At 44.8% G+C, this 20,851-nt stretch carries 15 protein-coding genes; 1 reads left to right on the forward strand and 14 read right to left on the reverse strand.

What is annotated here, in order from left to right:
- Positions 1-308: 308 nt before the first annotated feature.
- A complete protein-coding gene (locus tag ACLD5M_RS02530) occupies positions 309-1,250 on the forward strand; it encodes an AEC family transporter (RefSeq protein WP_102694508.1) in 942 nt (313 codons plus the stop codon).
- Positions 1,251-1,746: 496 nt separating this feature from the next.
- Here ACLD5M_RS02530 and ACLD5M_RS02535 read toward each other — a convergent pair whose 3' ends face one another.
- From ACLD5M_RS02535 to ACLD5M_RS02600, 14 genes are all read right to left on the reverse strand, one after another.
- A complete protein-coding gene (locus ACLD5M_RS02535) occupies positions 1,747-3,195 on the reverse strand; it encodes a Maf family nucleotide pyrophosphatase (RefSeq protein ID WP_410313590.1) in 1,449 nt (482 codons plus the stop codon).
- Between the two features lie 33 nt (positions 3,196-3,228).
- A complete protein-coding gene (thrB, locus tag ACLD5M_RS02540) occupies positions 3,229-4,305 on the reverse strand; it encodes a homoserine kinase (protein ID WP_410314529.1) in 1,077 nt (358 codons plus the stop codon).
- Between the two features lie 25 nt (positions 4,306-4,330).
- The gene (locus tag ACLD5M_RS02545; RefSeq protein ID WP_410314530.1) at positions 4,331-5,713 is read right to left on the reverse strand and encodes a homoserine dehydrogenase; all 1,383 of its coding nucleotides are present in this window, start codon (positions 5,711-5,713) and stop codon (positions 4,331-4,333) included.
- A gap of 65 nt (positions 5,714-5,778) precedes the next feature.
- A complete protein-coding gene (locus ACLD5M_RS02550) occupies positions 5,779-6,780 on the reverse strand; it encodes a CPBP family intramembrane glutamic endopeptidase (protein ID WP_410314531.1) in 1,002 nt (333 codons plus the stop codon).
- Between the two features lie 50 nt (positions 6,781-6,830).
- Positions 6,831-7,973 (reverse strand): D-alanine--D-alanine ligase family protein, encoded by a 1,143-nt coding sequence (locus ACLD5M_RS02555; RefSeq protein WP_375169272.1) that lies wholly within the window; start codon positions 7,971-7,973, stop codon positions 6,831-6,833.
- A 90-nt stretch (positions 7,974-8,063) separates the two neighbouring features.
- A complete protein-coding gene (locus tag ACLD5M_RS02560; RefSeq protein WP_004129133.1) occupies positions 8,064-9,059 on the reverse strand; it encodes an NAD(P)H-dependent glycerol-3-phosphate dehydrogenase in 996 nt (331 codons plus the stop codon).
- 173 nt (positions 9,060-9,232) lie between these two features.
- Positions 9,233-10,117 (reverse strand): lysophospholipid acyltransferase family protein, encoded by an 885-nt coding sequence (locus tag ACLD5M_RS02565; RefSeq protein WP_004135615.1) that lies wholly within the window; start codon positions 10,115-10,117, stop codon positions 9,233-9,235.
- A 32-nt stretch (positions 10,118-10,149) separates the two neighbouring features.
- Entirely contained in the window at positions 10,150-11,013 is an 864-nt protein-coding gene (locus ACLD5M_RS02570) for an anchored repeat-type ABC transporter permease subunit (protein WP_004133781.1), read from the reverse strand.
- 14 nt (positions 11,014-11,027) lie between these two features.
- Positions 11,028-11,825 (reverse strand): anchored repeat-type ABC transporter ATP-binding subunit, encoded by a 798-nt coding sequence (locus ACLD5M_RS02575; RefSeq protein WP_004133783.1) that lies wholly within the window; start codon positions 11,823-11,825, stop codon positions 11,028-11,030.
- A gap of 22 nt (positions 11,826-11,847) precedes the next feature.
- Positions 11,848-13,620, reverse strand: a complete 1,773-nt coding sequence (locus tag ACLD5M_RS02580; RefSeq protein ID WP_004133785.1) for an anchored repeat ABC transporter, substrate-binding protein — start codon at positions 13,618-13,620, stop codon at positions 11,848-11,850.
- Between the two features lie 39 nt (positions 13,621-13,659).
- Positions 13,660-15,984 carry a choice-of-anchor M domain-containing protein gene (locus tag ACLD5M_RS02585; protein ID WP_004133787.1) on the reverse strand — a complete coding sequence of 775 codons (2,325 nt, stop codon included), beginning with the start codon at positions 15,982-15,984 and terminating at the stop codon, positions 13,660-13,662.
- A gap of 46 nt (positions 15,985-16,030) precedes the next feature.
- Entirely contained in the window at positions 16,031-17,104 is a 1,074-nt protein-coding gene (locus tag ACLD5M_RS02590; protein ID WP_004133789.1) for a TIGR03773 family transporter-associated surface protein, read from the reverse strand.
- Positions 17,105-17,114: 10 nt separating this feature from the next.
- Positions 17,115-19,442, reverse strand: coding sequence for a choice-of-anchor M domain-containing protein (locus tag ACLD5M_RS02595; protein ID WP_004133791.1), 2,328 nt, complete (start codon positions 19,440-19,442; stop codon positions 17,115-17,117).
- Positions 19,443-19,684: 242 nt separating this feature from the next.
- Positions 19,685-20,239, reverse strand: a complete 555-nt coding sequence (locus tag ACLD5M_RS02600) for a cysteine hydrolase family protein (protein WP_004133792.1) — start codon at positions 20,237-20,239, stop codon at positions 19,685-19,687.
- Positions 20,240-20,851: the final 612 nt, after the last annotated feature.

Here is a 20,851-nt window from a genome sequence, read left to right on the forward strand (position 1 = left end):
ACTCACGAGGGGATCGACGCCATCAATCGCCCGGCGGCTTGCAGTGCCACCGCTCTCTAGTATGCCATATTGCCGAGTCAAATATCCAATTTACTGAATATTAAAATTTACAACGTTACTTTTAAGCCAAAAGCAGCAAAACCACGCGCGCGCTATTATCTGCACTAATACAAATTGTTGCGCACGCACAAAAGTTGCGTATCGCTCCTATAGTTGCAGCAGAGGTTTGTGCGAATATATTTGCGCGCTACTTACTATTTGGAAATACTATTTGGGATACTATTTTGGATACCCTTTGGAGGCAGGAAATGGGCTTAATCAGCGCTATGCAAGGCTTTTGCGTAATTGGCATTGTGATTCTTGCCGGCTATATTACCGCGCGCCTTCGCATTGGCGGATCTCAGGCTCAAATGGTGCTAAATCGCGTAAGTTTCTTCGTTTCCAGCCCTTGCTTAATGTTCGCAATTCTTTCTAAAGAGCCTATTTTTGAGATTTTTCATTCTTCGATTTTTGTTGCGTTCTTTTCTGCAATGATTGTTGGACTTGCGTTCGTACTGCTTAACCGCATATTTTTCCACCTTCCTGCAGCCGACTGCACAATTGGCGCGCTCAACTCGCTTTATTTAAATTCAAATAATATCGGCTTGCCGGTTGCCACTTATATTTTGGGAAATCCTGCACTCGTAGCTCCGATTTTGGTTATGCAACAGGCTGTTTTTACTCCTGTTGGTTTGACGGTTTTAGACATTACAACTACTGGCAAATGCTCGCTTAAGCGTATTGCTCAGCAGCCTTTAAAGCAGCCGCTTTTAATCGGGTCTCTAGGCGGAATTGTGATTTCTGCAATTTCAGCTAAAGTCGGATATTTTCCTGTGCCGAATTTTTTATACGATCCTATTAAAATGATTGGCGATTCCGCGGTTCCTATGATTTTGATGGCTTTCGGCATGTCGCTTTACGGAAGTAGACCTTTGCAGAAGAATTCAAATCGCGCTGCGATTGCAACGGTTGCAGTGCTGAAGAATTTGATTATGCCAATTATTGCGTTTTTGCTGGCTTACTTTGTGATGGGTTTTCGCGGGGCGACTTTGTACGCGTGCGTTGTGTTAGCTGCGCTTCCAACAGGCCAAAACGTTTACAATTATGCTGCTAGATACAACGTTGGCTTAAGTTTCGCTCGCGACGGAATACTGTTTTCCACAGTTACCAGCCCAATCTGTATAGCAGTAATCGCCGCTATTTTGGGGTGATTTTGCGTTTGCTTTAGACGCTATATAAATTCCCGGCAAATGTGGTCATCCAAGGCAAAAACGACCACAAACCCCAGGAAAATACACGGCGTTTGTGGTCAAACGTAGCTAAAGCGAAAACAAACGCCAGGTAGATTCCCGGCAAATGTGGTCAAAAACAGCCGGAGCGAAAACAAAAGCCGGAAAATCTCCGGCAAATGTTTCACAAAACAACCAACCATAGACACGCGCGCAGTAACCCATCTGCACCAATGTCCGATAATCAACAACCAGAGACCATAACGCAGAACGTCAACTGCGGCAGTGTCCCAAAACAGGCGAAATGAGACACTCACGCAGTAAGCGTACTGCACGAAAGTCCCATAATGCCAATCTTCGGACATGCGCGCAGTAACTCATCTGCACGAGTGTCTCAAAACAAGCTAAATAAGACACTAACGCAGAAACCGTACTGCACCAGTGTCCGAAGAATAGCCAGCGCACTAAATCGCAGCGCTCAAGCAGGTCGTCGCGTAGCAAGCGAATCAAGGCGCGCTCGGAAAGACGGCCAATCAGTGCGCATTGCCGTAAGCAGCTTCAACTTAGGCACGTCGTCAATCGGCACCCACTTAATTTCCATACTCTCGTCGTCGTGCGCGCAAGGATTCACACTATGCCCCGGCTTTTCAAACGCAAAAACCGTTGTATAGCACCAGTTTCCGTGATCTTCACGGTAAGCTCCAACAACATCAATATCTTCCGAAGTAATATTCGCTTCTTCAAACGACTCGCGCAATGCGCCTTCAATTGCACTTTCGCCGTCGGAAATCGCTCCGCCCGGAATGCCCCAAGTACCGCCTTCCGCACTCCAAAGCGCGCGATGCTGCATAACAACGTGCGTCACGCGCCCGGTCGCCTCATCTCGCCTAGCAAGCAGCACTCCAGCAGCACCGTTATGACCCCAGTGCCTTCGCCCACAATTGCACTGCACCCAGCCATCCCCCGGCTGATGCACATTTTCTTTAGGAACTTCTGTGGAAGTCGGATCGTTCTTCGCACCAACTTCTTCCAAGGTATTCTTATTCCACAAATCTGGCCACGCGTATCCAAGCTCGGCAACCATATTGCGAAGAAGAGGCAAGCTGATTCCAAGAACTCCGTGCGGATCTCCCTGAATCCCCTCAATAAAAGCTCCGCCGAATCCTTCTAGCGTAAAGGATCCCGCAACTTCCAGCGGCTCGCCAGTTTCTACGTACGCGCGAATTTCAGCGTCGCTCATTTGCGAAAAAGTTACGCTTGCGTGGCTTGTTTTGCACAAGAATTTGCCAGTTTTTGCGTCGATTAAGCAGTGACCAGTCCACAATTGTCCTGTTTTGCCACTCATATTCTTTATTCGCTCAAAAGCAATTTCGGGCGTGTGCGGCTTTCCGTAGCATTCTCCATCGAGCAGGAACATGGAATCGCAGCCAACAATCAGTACACCGCTACAATCATTAGAAGATTTATTTGTATATGCAAAATCGTGAATATCGAAAGTTTTTGTAGGAACAGTTACGCCTGAAAAGTCGCGAGTTTGCGCGGTATCTACGTTATGCGTTACGTCTGCTTGAGAGTCTCTTGCTAAAGCGTTGCTAGAAGATTCACCAATTTCAGAAGATTCAGATCCCGCAGTTTCAGCTTCAGCTTCCAGCGGATACCCCACAACCAAATCGCCACTAGCCGAAGCAGCAGAATCTGCCACACGCTTCCATGACTCATATACAGCCTTAGCCTTCGCGCACGCCAAAATCGAAACGCGTTGCTCAGCGCTCAACTCTTCAACGTTTGTTCCGCGCTCACTAGCCGCATCGCGCAAAGCCGCCGGCTCATCCACTTCACTCTCGTGAATCACAGGGATCACGCCGGCCGCCGCCAAAACCGCTCTACGCGCAGGCGACTTTGAAGCCAAAATCAACGTAACTGCCATACTTTACTCTTCCTTTTTATACCTTCGCACAGCCTATTCGCGAGTTATTTCTACGCCCGTAGAGTTAACCGGTACGTGCAAAACGCGCCAGCCATCGCGCGAAAGCCACGGCTTTGCAATTGCGTCGATTTTTTGAGCAGCACTCTTTTTATACTCGGCATCTCCTGCATAAAATACAGCAACGCACGATCCTGCTCCCGAAATTGCTGCCGCAAAACCATGCTCGCGCAACACTTCCACCAGCTTCCATGAATCCTTCATAAGATTTGCACGATACGGTTGATGAAGAGCATCTTGAGTCGCCGCAAAAAGTAACGCATTTCGCGAAATATTAGATTTTACTGCACCTAATTCATTTTCAGAATCGCTATTTAACTCACCAAATGCAACCGGAAGAATTGCAGCGCGCGATACGTTAAATATTGCGTCACCATACGGTACTTTTGCTGGAAGCGCGCGCCTAGCAAGCTCTGTAGAAAGCTCAAAATTAGGAACGAATACCGACACAGAAATATCTTGCGAAACTTTGTATCGTACAGTATGAAAACCGGTAGAAAGCGGAGCTTCGCAATCTCCAGCCACGCGCACAGAACCTTTGCCTTCCCCAGCATCAAGCTTCCAGCTCATCGTCAAACCGCCAAAAACCGCAGGAGCTACGTTATCTGGATGTCCTTCAATTGAGGCCGCAATCTCAAAAATTGCTTCGCGATTAAGCTCGCCTTCGTGCGCAAAAGTCCAAGCAGCAGCAACAGCAGCCACAATCGCCTCTGCGGAAGACCCCATACCGCGCGCTTGCGGAATCTGATTATGCGCTTCTAAAGTAAACCGTAAGTTTGGTAACCCAAAAATTTTACAAGCCTTGCGAAAAGTTGATACAACTAAGTGCGTTTCATCTTTTGGAAGCGTATCCTCGCCTTCTCCGTGAATAATCACGCGCACGTTTCCAGCATAATCAAGCGAATCAAGCGAATTTTTAGACTGATTATCATCCAGAGTAAAAACTAAAGAATCCGCATAATCAAACGCAATTCCTGCTGTATCGAAGCCAGATCCAAGATTTGCGCTGGTTGCTGGAACTCTAACTGACACGCTATTGCACACTGGTTTCATTTCGCACCTTTTCCGTTCGAGCAGTCTACTTAATGATTCGCAAAGCAAGCGGCTTATCCAGCACAAAATCCAAATCTTGTAAATTCTTACAAATAGATTGCAAAGTAGCTTCCGAACATTCGCGCACAAGAACACGCATACTGCCAGGCCCACCAAGACCGCACTGTGGGCAATCCGAATCACCTTCAGATTGCGCGTATTGCGCTTCGCAAGCCGAAGCCAAACGCTCAGCCGCAACACCATGACCTGCAAAAACATCCATAACTTCGCCGCGCAAAGCCAAAGAAGTATCTTCCATATTGCAACGAATCACAAAATCTGCCCTAGTCTGCTCACTAGAAGCTGGCACATACTTGTTGTACATTGGCACGCCAAAACCGGAGCATCCACGCACAAGATTTCGAGCCGCACTAACAACATCTCCAACAACAGCGCTTGCAGTTGGAGCGCCGCCGGCACCGCGTCCGTAGAACATTAAGTCGTCTGCAGCTTGAGCCTTAACAAATACAGCGTTAAAACTACCGTGAACCGATGCCAAAGGATGTTCCGCACCAACAAGCGCCGGATACACACTAACGCTTACTCCTCCATCCGAGTTTGGCTCGCCGTCACCATCGCCGCCGCCGTGCCTCTCAACTGCAGCAAGAAGCTTAATCACGCGCTTTTCCGCACTCGCAGCCGCAATATCTTCAGCCGTAATCGCGCTAATTCCCTCAACGGAAACATCGTCAATACTTACCGGCATTTGGAATGCAAGGGTTGCAAGAATAGCAGCCTTATTTGCAGCGTCGAATCCTTCAACATCTCCTGTTGGATCCGCTTCTGCGTATCCTTTTTCTTGAGCTGCGCGCAAAGCCGAATCAAAATCAAGTCCGCGCACGGTCATTTCGTCAAGAATATAGTTAGTCGTGCCGTTTACTATGCCAAAAATTTGCGTAATTTCGTCGCCAATAAGAGACTCTCGAAGAGGGCGAAGAATAGGAATCGCTCCTGCAACAGACGCTTCAAAGTACAAGTCAACTCCGTGACTTTCTGCACACTCGTATAATTCCGGACCGAACTTTGCAAGAAGCGCTTTGTTAGCTGTCACAACGGATTTTCCGTGGCTCAGCGCGCTTTTTACAAAAGTATGCGCAGGCTCAAGTCCGCCAATAAGCTCGACTATAATATCAATGTCTTCACGAGTACATAAAGAGGCGGTGTCTGTAGTTAGCAAATCGCGCTTAATCCAAGGCGCATCAACTTCCTCTGGGCGTAAACACGCAACTGCTGCGAGCTCAATCTCAGCACCAGTTCGCTTCTTAAGCTCATTAAACTGTTCAACTATTAGTCGCGCTGTTTGAGACCCAACAGTTCCAGCCCCAAGTAGACCTACGCGAATAGTTTTAGTCGATTGATTGCTTTGCATAACTTTCGCCTCCTTCGTTGATTTATTTTATATTTTATTTTTATGCGATTATTTTTTATTCGCTTTTACGCAAATAACATTAGCAAATTAAGAAGTATTGAAATAATCAAAAACGCTATTACTCCAACAGTTCCGTACAATGCTTTGTTTCCAACTTTATTTGGAAGTTCTTGCGGAGCATCGAAGAATACGAGATACTTGCGGCGACGAACTAGCAAAACCACGCCTACTATAAGCATGGCAATCATAAACATCCCATAAATTCCAGCTAGAATAAAACCGGTTGGTAGGCTAGTTAATTCCTGACGCGACATCTTTTCTACGTCAATCATATTTCCGCTTGCATCAACCAGTTGCTTTTCCAACCACATGGCAATTATGCTTCCTTGGAAATTAACAATCATATGAAGGAATATGCTGTAGCTCAACTTGGACGTGCGAATATAAATGTATCCAAAAACAAGTCCAAGTCCAAATGCGTAGAAGAATTGGAACACGTTCATGTGGAAAAGCGCGAAAGCAAGTGCGGAAAATACAATAGCTCGCTTTTCTCCATACACGCGCAAACGAGAAAGCAACTGTTTTCTAAAAAGCCATTCTTCTACAATTGGCGCAAGAATTACCACAAATATGAGGGTTTCCCACATATTTCCCGCTGCAATAGTGTCTGAGACGCGATTTTCTGCTTTTCCGCCGCTAAGAACTGTTGCTAGGAAAATGCCGACTATATTACCAATGTACATAATCGGTATGCACACAGCAAAGAAGCCGCCAAATTGGCTAAATTTCATAGAGAATTGTCGAGTTTTTGCAGCAGGAACAGTGCGCATAATAAGCATTGCGATTGGTAGAGCGACTAAATACTGCGAAATATCCGACACAAGTAATGTGTTAAGAGAGTCGCTTAGCATGCTCTTAGGCATAAACTGCGAATAAAGAACTCCAAGAATATACGAAACAGCAATCCAAACTACGAGGAATACGCATAAAGACATGCCGATAGTTCCTTGACGTTTGCGCGCTAGCAAATAAGTGTCGTCGCGCCATGAATTTTGCAAATCTTGCATACTTATTCCTTTTTGTTTCTGCTTTTGTTGCTGTTTTACAGTTGATTAAATTATTTCAGAACGCCTTCAATAAGCTTTGTGATTAAATCGCTATAGCTTATTCCGGTTGCTTCCCAAGCTTTTGGATACATGGAAATTGGCGTAAATCCAGGCATTGTGTTGATCTCGTTAAGAATTACGCGGCCATCTTTAGTTACGAAAGAATCCACGCGACTTAATCCTCTTCCATCTGCCGCCTTGAATGCTGCAAGCGCTGTTTTGCGAACGCGCTGCAAAGTTTCTTCCGGAAGATCGGCCGGAACTTCAACGTGTGAAGCTGCAGAATCCATGTATTTACTGTCAAAATCGTAGAACTGGTCTTCTCCAGCCTGGCGCTTGTCTAGCACAACTTCTCCAGGCCAGCTCGCCTGAGGCTCTTCGCCGTCGCGAGCGGCAAGAACCGCGCACTCAATTTCTCGCGCGTCAATTCCTTGCTCTATCAATACTCGCCAATCGTGCTTTGAAGCCTCAAAAACTGCATCCGCTAAAGCTTTAGCATCGCGCGATTCAACTTTTGTAACTCCAAAACTAGATCCTGCACGGCTTGGCTTTACAAAAAGCGGATACTCTAGTTTTGCAGCTTCAACTTGCGCAAGAATTTCGTTTGCATACGCAGCAAAATTGTTCGCCGCATCGCTTGCAAACTTTCGCGCATCCAGTGCGATTCCAGGAGCAACATTAATTCCGGCAGCCTTAAAAAGTTGCTTCGCGTAATACTTATCCATGCACGCAGCCGATGCTAGAACTCCGCAACCAACGTATGGAACTTGCATCATTTCTAGCAAGCCCTGCAAAGTGCCATCTTCGCCGTTTGGCCCGTGAAGAACCGGAAACACTGCGTCAATATGACCCAAACTTGTAAGCGTGCCGTCTGCTTCTCGCACCAAAAATCCGTCTGCGCCTTTAGCTGGGTCTAGCACAACATCGCGCGTTTCAGCAGTTTTTGTTATTACCGGAAGCTCTCCTTCTTCCATGTGGAAGTTACGAGGATCTTCTCCGCCAACAATCCACTCGCCTTGCTTTGTGATTGCAATACGTACAATCTCGAATCGACTTTCGTCTACAGCACTGAGTACTCCAGCAGCCGATATGCAAGAAATCGAATGTTCGTCTGCTTTACCGCCATACAAGAACACTACACGCTTTTTCGTCATTTTTTTCCTTTATATATTTTATTTTTGATTATTTTAATTATTTTCGATTATTTACGATTATTTACGCGCGCTACTTTTCGCAAAAGCTACTTACTCTTCGCAAACATCGTCGTCAAAAAGCATTGCGAGCATTTCTTGGCAGGAAATTCCTTCTTCAAGCACGCGAGCCATTGCGCTTGCGAGCGGAGTTGCAACGCCTAATCGCTTTCCCATTGCCACTACTGCACTTGTGGTCGGAACGCCTTCTGCAACACCATTGCTTACGGCGGTTGCTTCTTCAACGCTCATACCTTTGCCAAGATTTGCACCGAAAGTGTAGTTGCGGCTTAGTGGAGATCCGCAAGTTGCAACTAAATCACCAAAGCCTGCAAGACCTGCAAAAGTGCGCGAATCTGCGCCTTCTGCAACGCCCAAAGCCGTCAATTCTGCAAGACCGCGAGTTTCGATCATAGCTGCAGTGTTTTCGCCGTATCCTGCGCCTCGAGCCATGCCAACTGCGAGCGCAACCACGTTTTTAAGCGAGCCGCACATTTCTACGCCGATTACGTCGGTTGATACAAACGCCTTAAAGTAGCTGTTTGAGCAAGCTTTTGCAACTACTTCTGCCTGAGACTTTTCTACGCAAGCAACTACTGCTGCAGCCGGATGGCGAGATGCTACTTCCTTGCTTAAGTTTGGTCCGGAAAGTGCAGCGAAACGGTTACGCGGCAAGTTCAATGCTTCGCACACGACTTCGTCCATACGCTTGCCGGTTGTGCGCTCAATGCCTTTCATAAGCGAAACAACGATCGCGTTTTGTGGAATCAAACCCACGAATTCTGCTAAGGCAACGCGAGCAAATTGTGCTGCAATAGCCACAACTACAATATCCGCGTTCGCAACAGCCTCAGCACGATCTCCTGTTGCGGTCATGTTTTCTGGAAGTTTTTCTACGCTTGGCAAGCGCACGCCGTTATGATGATGGTCGCGAATTCCTTCAACGATTTCCGGCTCTATTGCCCACATCGTCACTTGATTTCCTGCGTCCGCAAGCACTTGACCAAACGCAGTTCCCCAAGCACCAGCACCCAACACCGTAACGTTCATGTTTACGTCCTGCCTTTCGGTTTGAAGTTTCGTGGGCTGCGTTATAGTTTCGCGCATTTCGCAAGCTAATTTGCAGCTCAATTTTGACTTATAATCACACTATTACTTAATACTACACACGCCGCTTTACGGGATTTTAAAAAGATACTTTATTTTATTCTTCCGTATATTTTTTATTCTTCCGTAACGCGTTTCATCTGCCTGTAATCAAAGTATCCAGCAGGAGCTTTTTCGCCGCGAATCTCTTCCATAATTTGCGTCATGCGCACTCGCACGCGACGAGCAAGCTCTTCGGCAGATTCCATTGGAGGCAATTCTCCCCAATTTTCGCTTCCCTGCAGCAAGTCGGAATAATCAAGCTGAGTATCGTAGCACATTACAACGTTTTTCTTCGGCCAAGGCCACCAGTGGTTAATGCTTGCAGCACCCCACACAACCGCGCAAAATAGCGGAATCTGATGCCCCAGCCTGCGAGAAGCTTCGAGCGCAATAATTCCAATTCCAGGCTTCATGCTCATAGGCCATTTTTTAGGGTCGCGCGTTAAAGTGCCTTCTGGCCAAATGCTTAAAGGTCTTCCGTTCGTGAGGATTTTGATTGATTCTTCCTCAATTTCGCGCGCTTTTCCACTTCTGCGCGGAACCGACTGCATACCTACTAGCTGGAACCATTTGCCTAAGATTGGCCAGTGCGCAAGTTCTGCCTTTGCCATGTAACGAGGTCTACGACCTTGGTGGAATAGCGCTGTCATTGGTATAAAAACGTCAAACATTGTAACGTGCGTGCAAGCGGTAATAAACACGCCTTCTTCTGGCACGTTTTCTAATCCCCACGCCTTTACTTTGCAGCGCGAACGCAATACGCGCGACGTTCCTTCAAGCAACCTTTCGGCGGCTTTAGGATTTTGCGCGTCAATTTCTGCCTGGTTTGGCTTACGTGCACCGGTTGGATAGTAATACGTTGGGTCAACTAAGTTGTGTACACGCGCTAAGCGCTCTACTTGCTCATCGCTTAAGCGTTTAACAGCACTTCTTGGCGAAGGTTTTCCTTTTGATACCATACGTCTATTGTGCCGCACGCTATAAACCTGCGTTACACTATTTTCTTTACACACGCCTTCGCAATCAGCCCATGCTTAGGCGAGCAAACCCATGCAAGCACAAAAAGCACCGTTGCAACTAGCACAATCGTGCCGCCTGTTGCAGTATCAAAGCTCCAAGAAATATACATGCCCACAATCGACGAAACGCAACCAATAACCGGTGCCAAAATCATCATCCTAGACAGCCTATCTGTAAGCAGTCGCGCAGTTGCAGCAGGAGTCACAAGCAGCGCAAGCACAAGCACGTTTCCAATAATTTGCACAGAAACAACCACGGCAATCGCCACCAAAACGTACAGCATTCCGTCTAGCCACGCAACTGGCAATCCCATTGCGCGCGAAGTTTCGCGATCCATCGACACGCAAACAAGTTCTTTGTGGAACATGCTTAAAAGCGCTAAAATAATCAGCCCTGTAACAGCTACCACAGCAATATCCGAGTCCGGAATGCCCGTAATAGAGCCAAAAAGGAAGGATTCCAAAGATCCGGCGTAGCCTGAAGCTTTTGAAATTATTACGATTCCAAGCGCGAAAGCAGATACGAAGAATACGCCAATAAACGAGTCTTCGCGAAGCCTGCGGTTTTGGCTAAAAATAGATACGATTAGTGCGGTTGCAACTCCTGCGAGCGCGCCGCCAAGAAGCAGATTTCCTTGTAATACGAAGGCGATTGCGAGTCCTGGGAATACGGAGTGCGCTACGGCGTCGCCAATGAACGCCATTCCGCGAAGCACCACATAGCAGCCCACTGCTCCGCAAATTACGCTAGAAAGGCAGGCTACAATAAGCGCTTTTAGAAGAAACCAAAGGTCCGGATTGCTTAAGTCTTGTATAAATTCGATTGGAGATAACATTTACTTTTCCACCTCTATTTTTTCCCGATTACTCGCTCAACTGCTTTAATAAGCGGATTTTCAGGCGCTACATGGAATGTTTGCACCCACTTTTCCGCGCTCAAATTTTGCGGCTCGTCATCGCCAACAATAGTGCCATCAAAAAGCATGATTCTTGAGCATGAGTTAATTGAGCCGATTATGTCGTGAGAACTCATAAGAATTGCTTCTCCAGACTTTGCTAAATCCAAAAATAGGCTCGTAAGTAGCTCTTGAGTTGGCATATCGAGTCCGGTAAAAGGTTCGTCAAGTAAAAGAAGTCTCGGCTCGCCTGCAAGTGCTCGCGCAACCAACACGCGCTGACGCTGGCCGCCGGAAAGCTCACCAATTGTGCGGTCTCGAAAATCAGCCATTCCTGTGCGGTGAAGCGAGGCAAGCGCAATTTCGTAATCTTCTTTTTTTGCGCGACGAACGTAACCAATGTGACGAATCCTACCCATCATCACCACATCTAAAACAGAAAGCGGAAAATCCCACGCAATATCGTGACGTTGAGGCACGTATCCAACGTAAGATACGCGCGAATTTACACTATCGCCTTCTGCGCTAGGAGCTTTAACTTCTAGTTTTCCGGCGTGCGGAATCAGCCCCATAATTGCGCGGAAAAGCGTTGTTTTCCCAGCGCCGTTCGCACCCAGTAACCCAACGAATTCGCCACTATTGATAGTAAAAGAAACGTCTTTTACAACAGTGCGATTTGCGTAGCTTACACTCAAGTTTTGCGCGTTAATAACAGTACTATTTTCGCTAATATTTTTATTCATAAATCCCATCCACTTCGCTATCACTTCGCTATCACTTCAAACATTTCGCTAAAGAATCCGCGTTAGCTCGCATCATATCCGCGTAAGTTCTAACCTTCGCGTCGAAAGCGTCACCATAAATTGGGCAAACTTTCACATGCGCTTCGGCTGCAAGCTCTTTAAGCACAGACGAGCGCGAAATCAAATTCGGCTCCAAAAACACTGCAGGAATTTCCAAGTCGCGCAAAATTTGCGAAAGCCTGCGCCTATCTTGCACGCTCGGCTCGCTTGAAGGGTTAATTGTTACAAATCCTGCAATATTTACACCGTAAGCTTTACCCAAGTATGCAAAAGCGTCGTGCGTTGTAACTAAGTTGCGGCGCTCTTTTGGAATTGACGCAACTTTTTTGCGCATATACGCGTCTACGTCAAGAAGTTTGTTAATATATCGGTCCGCATTTGCGCGATATTTGCGAGCGTTTTTAGCGTCCACTTCGCACAAGCGATCCGCAATTGTGCGCACATAAGCAATACCGTTTTTTACTGACTGCCACAAATGCGGGTCAATATCTCCGTGAACATGCTTTCCTAAAACAGCTTGCGGAAGCTGATACAACTTTTCGCGAGCAGCACCCAAAAAACGATACCCCTGCTCTGCCGGAATCTCCTTCAGCGCATTAGTCGGCACTTCTACTACTACATCGCGAGGCGCATAATACACGCGTTTTGGCGCAGCAGAGCGCTTTTCTTGCAAAGTATCCACTCGGTACATAAACCCGTGCGACGCCAAATCGTATGCTAAATCAGCGTGACCTTGATTCAAAACCACGCGAGCTTTGCGCTTTTTCGCTACTTTCTGTGCGTTTACACCAACAGCAAAACGCATACTGGTATTACCTAAGCTTGCAACTCTTGCGCCTTGAGCATCTAAAATATCCGCATGCCAATCAAGCGTGTACTCTCCTGGCTTGCTAAAAGCCCAACTTAAGTGCGTGTGCGCATCCGCTGGCAAATCCACATGATCTTCGTCGCTAATTCCGTTCGCTGAATTTACGTAAGTTTCTACGCTTCCAAAAGTGCCTGTAAGGTAAGCGAATAATGCTCCAGGTCCTTTTACTTTTGTTGCAGTTAAGCGGATTCTGTCCGAACGCTTCATGTTGTATGCATTTGGCTTTATTACGGTTGCGCGTCCTTCTTTTGTTACTGTTGAAGGCGCGTTTGATTGTGAAGACTGCGAAGATGTAGAAGATTGCGATTCTTCAGAAGATTTAGAATTTTGCGATTCTTCAGAAGATTTCACAGTTGCAGATTTCACAGTTGCAGCTTCTGCTCCAACTTGCGCAGCCATGCGTTCTGTAGCAAGACCTAGCCAAATAGTATCCAAAGACACGTCTTCGACCATTGGAATAATATCCGCCGCATGTTTCACGCTTTCTTCAGCAAGCTCAACATTCGGCACGCCTTTTCGCAAATTTGCGTCCAAAGCTGTAATCACGCCGTGCTCTTCAAGCATCATGTAATTACTAAAAGCCACGTCCGCATACACAACGTCTCGAATTGATCGCAATCGCGGCTCGTAAGAGTGCGGATCTGCATTATCCGGCACTATTGAACTCACATTTGCAGCATCTCCTGCTACATTCGCCACCATATCGCGCAAAACGCCTGTAGTAGTAACCACATTAATACGGCCATCCATATGTCCTGCGCGCGTATTGCCGTTTGCGCTGCCACAAGCAGAAAGCGGAAAAATAAGCGCAACCACTGCAATTGCGTCAATCGCAGCAAAAAAAGTTTGCTTTGTTTTTCTGGGCCAACGAATCACCCTTACACACTCCTACTACTTTTAATAGCGAAATAAACCTTAATAGCGCAGTAACCAATTCAAACTAATGAGTCCGCGCTTGTAGAGGAACCAAATTCCGGCAGCAGTAACGGATAGAACAGTTAATACTCCACCAATAATAAGCGAGTATGCAAGCACAGGATTCCTACTAAACAATCCTGAAATTCCAGTTGACTCATCATCTTTTACATTGCTAAGCAAGCTTCTTCTAAGACCCTTAACGCGCTTAGAAGCATATTTTGCTTCAACACCTTTGCGCGACTTGCTGCCGATTGTGCCGAATAGCTTCACAGTTCTGCCGGTTTTTGAGGATTTAGATTTTCCGGATTTAGATTTATTGGAAGCAAACCCTCCCCCAAAGAATGATGAACCACCATTACCAGAGTATGATGCAGCAGCTAATGGCGTGCTCCCACCATTATTATTGCTTCCAGAATTGCTTCCAGAATTTCCGCCGTTTCCGCCATTTTCAAATGAAGTTGCACCGTCAGTTGCGCCTTCAGTTGTGCCTTCAGTTGCGCCGTCGCCGTCACCATCAGCAACATTGTCTCCTTCATCTCCACCAACTTCGCTTACGGAGCAGCCCATAGGTGTTTTAAGCGCGTCCACACCAATTGCGAAGTGGAAATCCTTAGCAAGAGTTTTGCCATTAGCGCTAACTGCAAGACGAATCGTGTAGTATCCAGATTTTGAAAAATCCCAGTTCAAGTGCATATGCGTATTAGCCGGAATTGTGTAAGTTCGATTTCCGTTACTAGACATAACAGTTTTCGCTTTTGTGCCAAGTCCACCCTGCAACCAAATGCGCACACTGCCAGGCCCTTTTACAGATTCAAGACTTATTTTGCTGGATTTATGCGGATGCAAACCTTGGTTGCTCCAACCAACCCATGGAACGCTTCCTTTTTGCGTTTGAGGAAGTCTCCACACATTTCCATCTTTTGCTGCATTTCCTGCGTAAAATACGACTTTACTTGGGTCGCGCTTTACGTGAGATCCAGTTACGTCTTCTTGCACTGCAAAGCCGATTCCGCTACCGTTTGAGTACGTTGCTAAATCAACGTGCCCATGTTTGATAATCAGCTTATCTTCTTTTATATCGTTAAAAGTTGAACATTTTTTAGTTGTTTTTTTATTCTTATTTTTAGATTTGGATTGTTTAGAATCTAAATTATTTTTACTAGATTCTGTTTCGGCTTCTTCTTCATCTTCAGAGCCACGATTTGCCAATCCGCCACTTGGCTTAGATCCAGGCCAAGGCGTTACGTACACTCTGTTGTTATTGCCGTTTATAACAATTGAAGTCGATGAATCCTCATCGTCATCATCGCTGCCATTTTCGCCTTCAGATTCCTCATCGTCAGAATCGGAATCTGAGTCACTTTCACCTTCGCCTTCAGATTCCTCACCGTCGGAATCTTCCTCAGCCTTCTGCTTTTCTAATTTAACGAATCCACTGTAATCATTAAATTCTTCATCAGAAGCTGCAATCGATTCATTATCGCTAGAGGCAGCAGCATCCATATCTACTTCAAACGTGTATCGTTGTACATTTTTATAAATAGAGCCTGCTTCATTCCTTCCAGCAGCTTCCACGTCAAGAACATACTTTCCAGCTTTGGTAAATATCCAATTAACATGCATATGCGCTTTTGAACCCACATACATTTTGTGCGGGAATTTTGTGTTAGGCGTTCCTATAACAGGTGTTACGTCACCATGAGCATCATCCTGATAAGCGTACACGGCTCCGCCTTTTGGAACTGTTGCGCTTTTTATAGCAAATCTTACGCCTGTTATACCAGATTTTTCACCTAAAGTTTCGGTTGCAAATCCCGGCCACAATTTACTAGTATCTTGAGTTTGAGGTAATCCCCAAATTGGCACATCACTGCCATTTTTGGGCAAAAACTTTAGTCCTTCACTAGATTGTTTAGTGTTGTTTCCAAGTACAAATACTAATAGAGTTGGATTGTATCTATGCTTTTCATTAACTCCAGGGAAACTATCTCCGCGAGTTCCTAAAACAAATTTTCCTTTTTTGCTAATATACGTTGCGAACGCGTCTGTATGACCTTTGTTTACCATGCATTTTGCTGTTATATACGAACGGTCTTCACTTTCAGCATCGTCAGATACAACAGCATCCTTGCAATTCTGCTTATTTTCAGCGCCATCAATTTTTTCACTATTCGCACTAGAGCCAGAGCTTACGCCAGCCTCGTCCGCGTACGCACTACCGCAATTGCAGCAGCACATGGAAGCTAAAAAGCCGACTGAAATAATCGCGCTAACAAAAGCACTAAACAGCCTCATGCAAATTAATGTAGATTTTTTAAGCATTACTTATCCTAAACTACTTATTTATTACTAATTCGCTACTTATTAGCTACTTATTCAAATCAGTTTTTGGCAAAATAATTGTTTCTTCCGAAGCATTCACTAAATCTCCGAGAGTATTTTGCTGCGAAATCGCCTGTTCGCGCGCTTTCTTGCTTTTTATTACAGCGAATAAAATAAACGCAATAATAACGACGGTAAGAATTACAACAATAATCATCACAATCTGCGCAATTACAACAGTATCATCTGCTTTATGAGACTTTTGATGCTTTTTGCTTGAAGCTATACCAGATTTATTATTGTCAGCATTTCCATTATTCTGTTCTGCGTTTTCATCCTCGCCATTATCTTCAGAATCTTCACTGCCGTTTTGTGACTCAGCTTCCTGCGCTCCACCAGCAGCGCCACCAAGAGCAGCCTGCGGATCCGTATTGTCTCCAACCGCAAAATTAAGAACGCGAGTATCGCTTACTTTTCGCCCATTCTTCAATTTTCCAGAAAAAGTGAGCTTCACATGGTAAATACCAGGCTTAGAAAACACCCAATTCACGTGAGTATGAGCGTTAGTTTCAATCCAGCTGTTTTGCGGATAACCTTTAGTACTATCCCAAAGTTGCTGCGGATTATTATTGCCATTTTCTAAGTAAACGTGCAATTTTCCTGGACCGCTTACTCCTTCGAGCGAAAGGTTAGCTCCGCGATCAAGCTCGTTTAACACTCCACCTTCTTGAGTATTCCATCCAAGCCATGGAACATCAGGATTCTGAGTTTGTGGAATTACGTAAAGTTTGGTTCCAGGCTTTTCACCAATAAAACTGTAGGTAGAATCGTTTGGCATTGAAATAATCGAGCTACTACCCAGCTTGAACACAACATTTTCTGGATCTCGCCACACTGGATCGTCACCAGTATCGTCACGAATTTGTATTTTCCAATTTCCGCCCGCAAGAGTTGGTCCAAAATCGGCGTGACCTGCCTGAATCATAACAGGTTGGTTGCTGCTTGCCGCGTGAGCAGATTCCACAAAAGAAGTCGGCAACAACAAAGTTGCTATTATCATAATCGCTGTTGCAGCAAACGCAATAATTCCTTTTGAAATATAACGCTTATTATTTATCATTTTTTATCCTTTATAACATTTTCAAGCGTGAACGAAGTAAGAATGCTCCAACTCCTGTTATTGTGCACAAACTTACGCTTGCGGCACCAATAGCAGCAGCCACCCATTTTGTTTTATAATCTTTTTCTTCTTGAGATTCTTCGCCTTCAGTTAAGTTTTCTGAATACTCATCGTTGCTTTCTTCAGACTCATACGAGGCATTCTTAGTGGATTTTTTGCTCTTTTTTCTAAGAAGCTTAACTTTTTTCAGCTTTTTAGCATGCTTTGAAGAAGATCTACTATGACGCAACCCACCCAAGGTTCTAGAAGCTGATTTTGTAAAACCGCCACCAGAATTTGCAAATCCGCCTTTTGATTGAGTTTTCTTAGCTAACGGAGTGCTACCAGCGTTCTGAAGATTATTCTGCTCAGCGCCGGAAGTTTTAGAATTATTATTTGCGTCAGTCTGATTCTGGCTTGAAGCATCTATGACTTTATCAATATTGTCTTCTGAGCTGGCATTTTCATTTTCGCCTGCGTTATCGCCTGCATGCTCAGCTTTAGAATTATTTTTGCTGCCTGCCGGCTTACCATCTTCAGGCTTACCATCTTCAGACTGTCCATCTGCTTCACTATTTTCGCCAGATTTACGCTTCTTATTCTTATTGCGCTTAATTTTTTTATTTTTACGCTTCTTACTGTTCTTCTGATTCTTATGCTTATTCTTGTCTTTAGATTTTTCAGCTTTTCCTGGATTGTTCTTGTTCAAATTTTTAATATTAACAGTCCAATCGCAGAAATCGTCATACCCAGCATTCCTGTACAAAGTTCCGTCGTCCAAAACAAGCGAAGCACGAATAACAGCATCCTGCATACTTTCGTCAACTACTAAATCAAGGCTTTTACCTTCAGCCATTGGTATATTAGTAAAGTTTTTTTCGCCATCCTTCTTAATCATCCACCTGTATTTTTTAACTATGGACGTAGCAGGCTCTTCTGGATCTCCAGCCCCACCATTTACAACAGGTACACGAGGCGAATACAGCTTTGCATTAAGATGCACAGTTTCACCAACATTAACCTTGTTTTTGCCCTTAATTGCAACAACTGGCCTACCGTCGGCTCCGTGATCTTCTACAACTATTTTTCCGGTTGCGCGTTGTTTTTCATAATCAAAAGTGCCTTCAAAAGCCGTAACAATAACAGAAACTTGCATATTATTCATTGCAGGCTCTGGAGGAAGTATAAGCCTTTCTCCCATAAAGCAAGTTCCTTCTGTACCTTCTTGCTCATCCGCGCGAGTTATGCACCAACGATACGTAGGCCTTTTTATTTCACCACTTGCAATTTTTTCCTTTAAACCATCCATGTAGGTGTAAAGGTTTAAGTCTCCGCCAATTTCATAAGAATGATAATGTGGGTGTAATCCCTTATTTCGTATGCCTAAAATGCACAGCTGACCATCTTTACACTCAGGATTATCGCTCGGATCTTCGTCCTTAGTATTTGCGTCCAAAACTGGGATTTCAGCTTTTCCTCGCTCTTTAATAGTTGAGCCAAGAGGAACAGTGTGATTATTACTTGCTGCAATTTCAAAAGTATATTCTGCAGTATTCGTAGTAATAGTTTTTTGAGTTTTCTTATTCTTAATAACCGCATACACTTCCAGCTTATACGTACCAGGTTGAGTAAATACCCAGTTTGTATGCTGATGAATTACCTGAGGTTGATGAATTACGCCTGGAAACTCAAAGCGGCTACCTTCTTCGCCTTCAACATCGTCTTTATCTTGGTACTCAAAAGATTTAGCCCTAGACTCACCCTGCTTATTTTTATCTGTTTCCCATACTAAGACTTTTCCGCCTTTAGGAGCGATTACCTTTTGCACAACAATGTCTGCAGTTGCTCCATCTGGATTTTCGGCACCAACAGCGTATCTTGCTACAGACGTATCCCACCCTGGGAACAACTCTTTATCTTGTTTATTACCAGACTCATCTAAAAGCCAATAACCCTTTGATGCGTCAAATGGTAATTTGTTTTTGTAGTTGTCAAAAGGCTTAGTGCTATATGAAGATTTTCCAACCTTCATCGTAATGTTTTCCGGCTTGTAAAGCATAGAATTTGCTTCAAAACCCATAATTAATTTGTCGTTAAGCATAAAAGGATAAAAAATATCCATGTGACCGTTTGAGAGTACGTCTTTCTTAGATGCGTCGTATGCGTAAGTAGTGTGCCTTTCGCTCGCAAGCGCAGGCACTGCAGCACCAAAACCAGATACCAGCACTGCAAAAGCAAGCACAAATACACTTGCAGAAGCAAGCGCTCGCTTAAACATAGACTTCACTGCATGAGTCATAATTACTATTTCGCTCTCTACACTTCATCTTCTTACCGTTATATGCGCTCTTCTTTTCGCAAATAATTATGGAAGATTTTAACAACGTCTACTAATAATAATAATGATTCTCATTAAAAGCAAGTCGACACTCCGAATAAACAAAAACGCTGGCGCATCAAGCAACCAGCGTTATTAGATAATCTTTTTTAAGCAGATTTAGTAACTGCTTTTAAAGTACTTTAGTAAGTAACTTTAGTAAGTTAGCCTTCTACGATATCCGCATTAAGACAAGTCTTAAAGTGACGAAGCGCCCACTCATGCCCTGCAGGATCAAAGCTTGCTACGGCATCCTTATGAACCACAATCTTAAATCCAAGATTATACGCATCAACAGCAGTGTGAAGCACGCAAATATCCGTGCAAACTCCCACCAAATGCAACTCCTCAATGTGGCGTTCGCGAAGCTTAATCAGCAAATCCGTGCCATTAAACGAAGAGTAGCGAGTCTTGTGAATGTAATACACGTTGCTTTTATCTTTATTCGCTTCGTAAAAATCGCCAAGCGTGCCATATAACTTCTGACCGTGAGTTCCGGCGATATTATGAGGTGGGAAAAGCTTAGTTTCAGGATGATACGTGTCATTCAAATGATGCGTATCAATCGCAAAAACAACAAACTCACCAGCGTCAAGAAACTCTTGCGAAATCTCAGTAATACGCTTCTCGAGCTTTTGCGCAGGCTCGCCTACAGTAAGAGAGCCATCACTTGCCACAAAATCATTCGTATAATCAATGTTAATAAGGGCTTTATTCATACCTACTCCTTGTATGAAATTTACAGAATAATCGCTAATAGCATAATCGCAAATAGCACACGCTTTAGTTACAATATTCCGCATTATTAATTGCTTAATTTTATTTCAATTGATAGCCCAATTATCAACTCAATTGCTGGCCCAATTGTAATCGACGCAATACTTAATACTCAAAGCTCACTGGAATAAGCTCACGGAAATCTTAACGATAGCTTAGGTAAAGCTTTCCTAAAGCTTACCAACAGCATACCGAAAGCTCATGCTTCTGCGCCGACTACAATTATTTAATCACAACCATACGGCAAATGTAGCCATGGAAACATTTGCCGTAAGTTTTCCTCATGTTTGGAGGGTTTAATATCAGTATTCGCTCCAAATGTGAGATGATTCTCTCGCGTTTGGAGTGCTACACAGCCTCAAACCCTCCAAATGTGAGGATACTAGCGCGTGTTTGGAGTATTACAAAAAACAGTAGTGTGGGAATAAAAAAAGCGGGGAACAATCAAGTTCCCCGCTAGAAGATTAATGCGGCAGCGTGCTAGTCTCCCACACCCTATCGAGTGCAGTACCCTCGCCGTGTCAGGCCTTAGCTTCCGGGTTCGGAATGGGACC

The sequence above is a fragment of the Gardnerella sp. Marseille-Q9185 genome (genome assembly GCF_046508745.1).
GTDB lineage: Bacteria > Actinomycetota > Actinomycetes > Actinomycetales > Bifidobacteriaceae > Bifidobacterium > Bifidobacterium greenwoodii.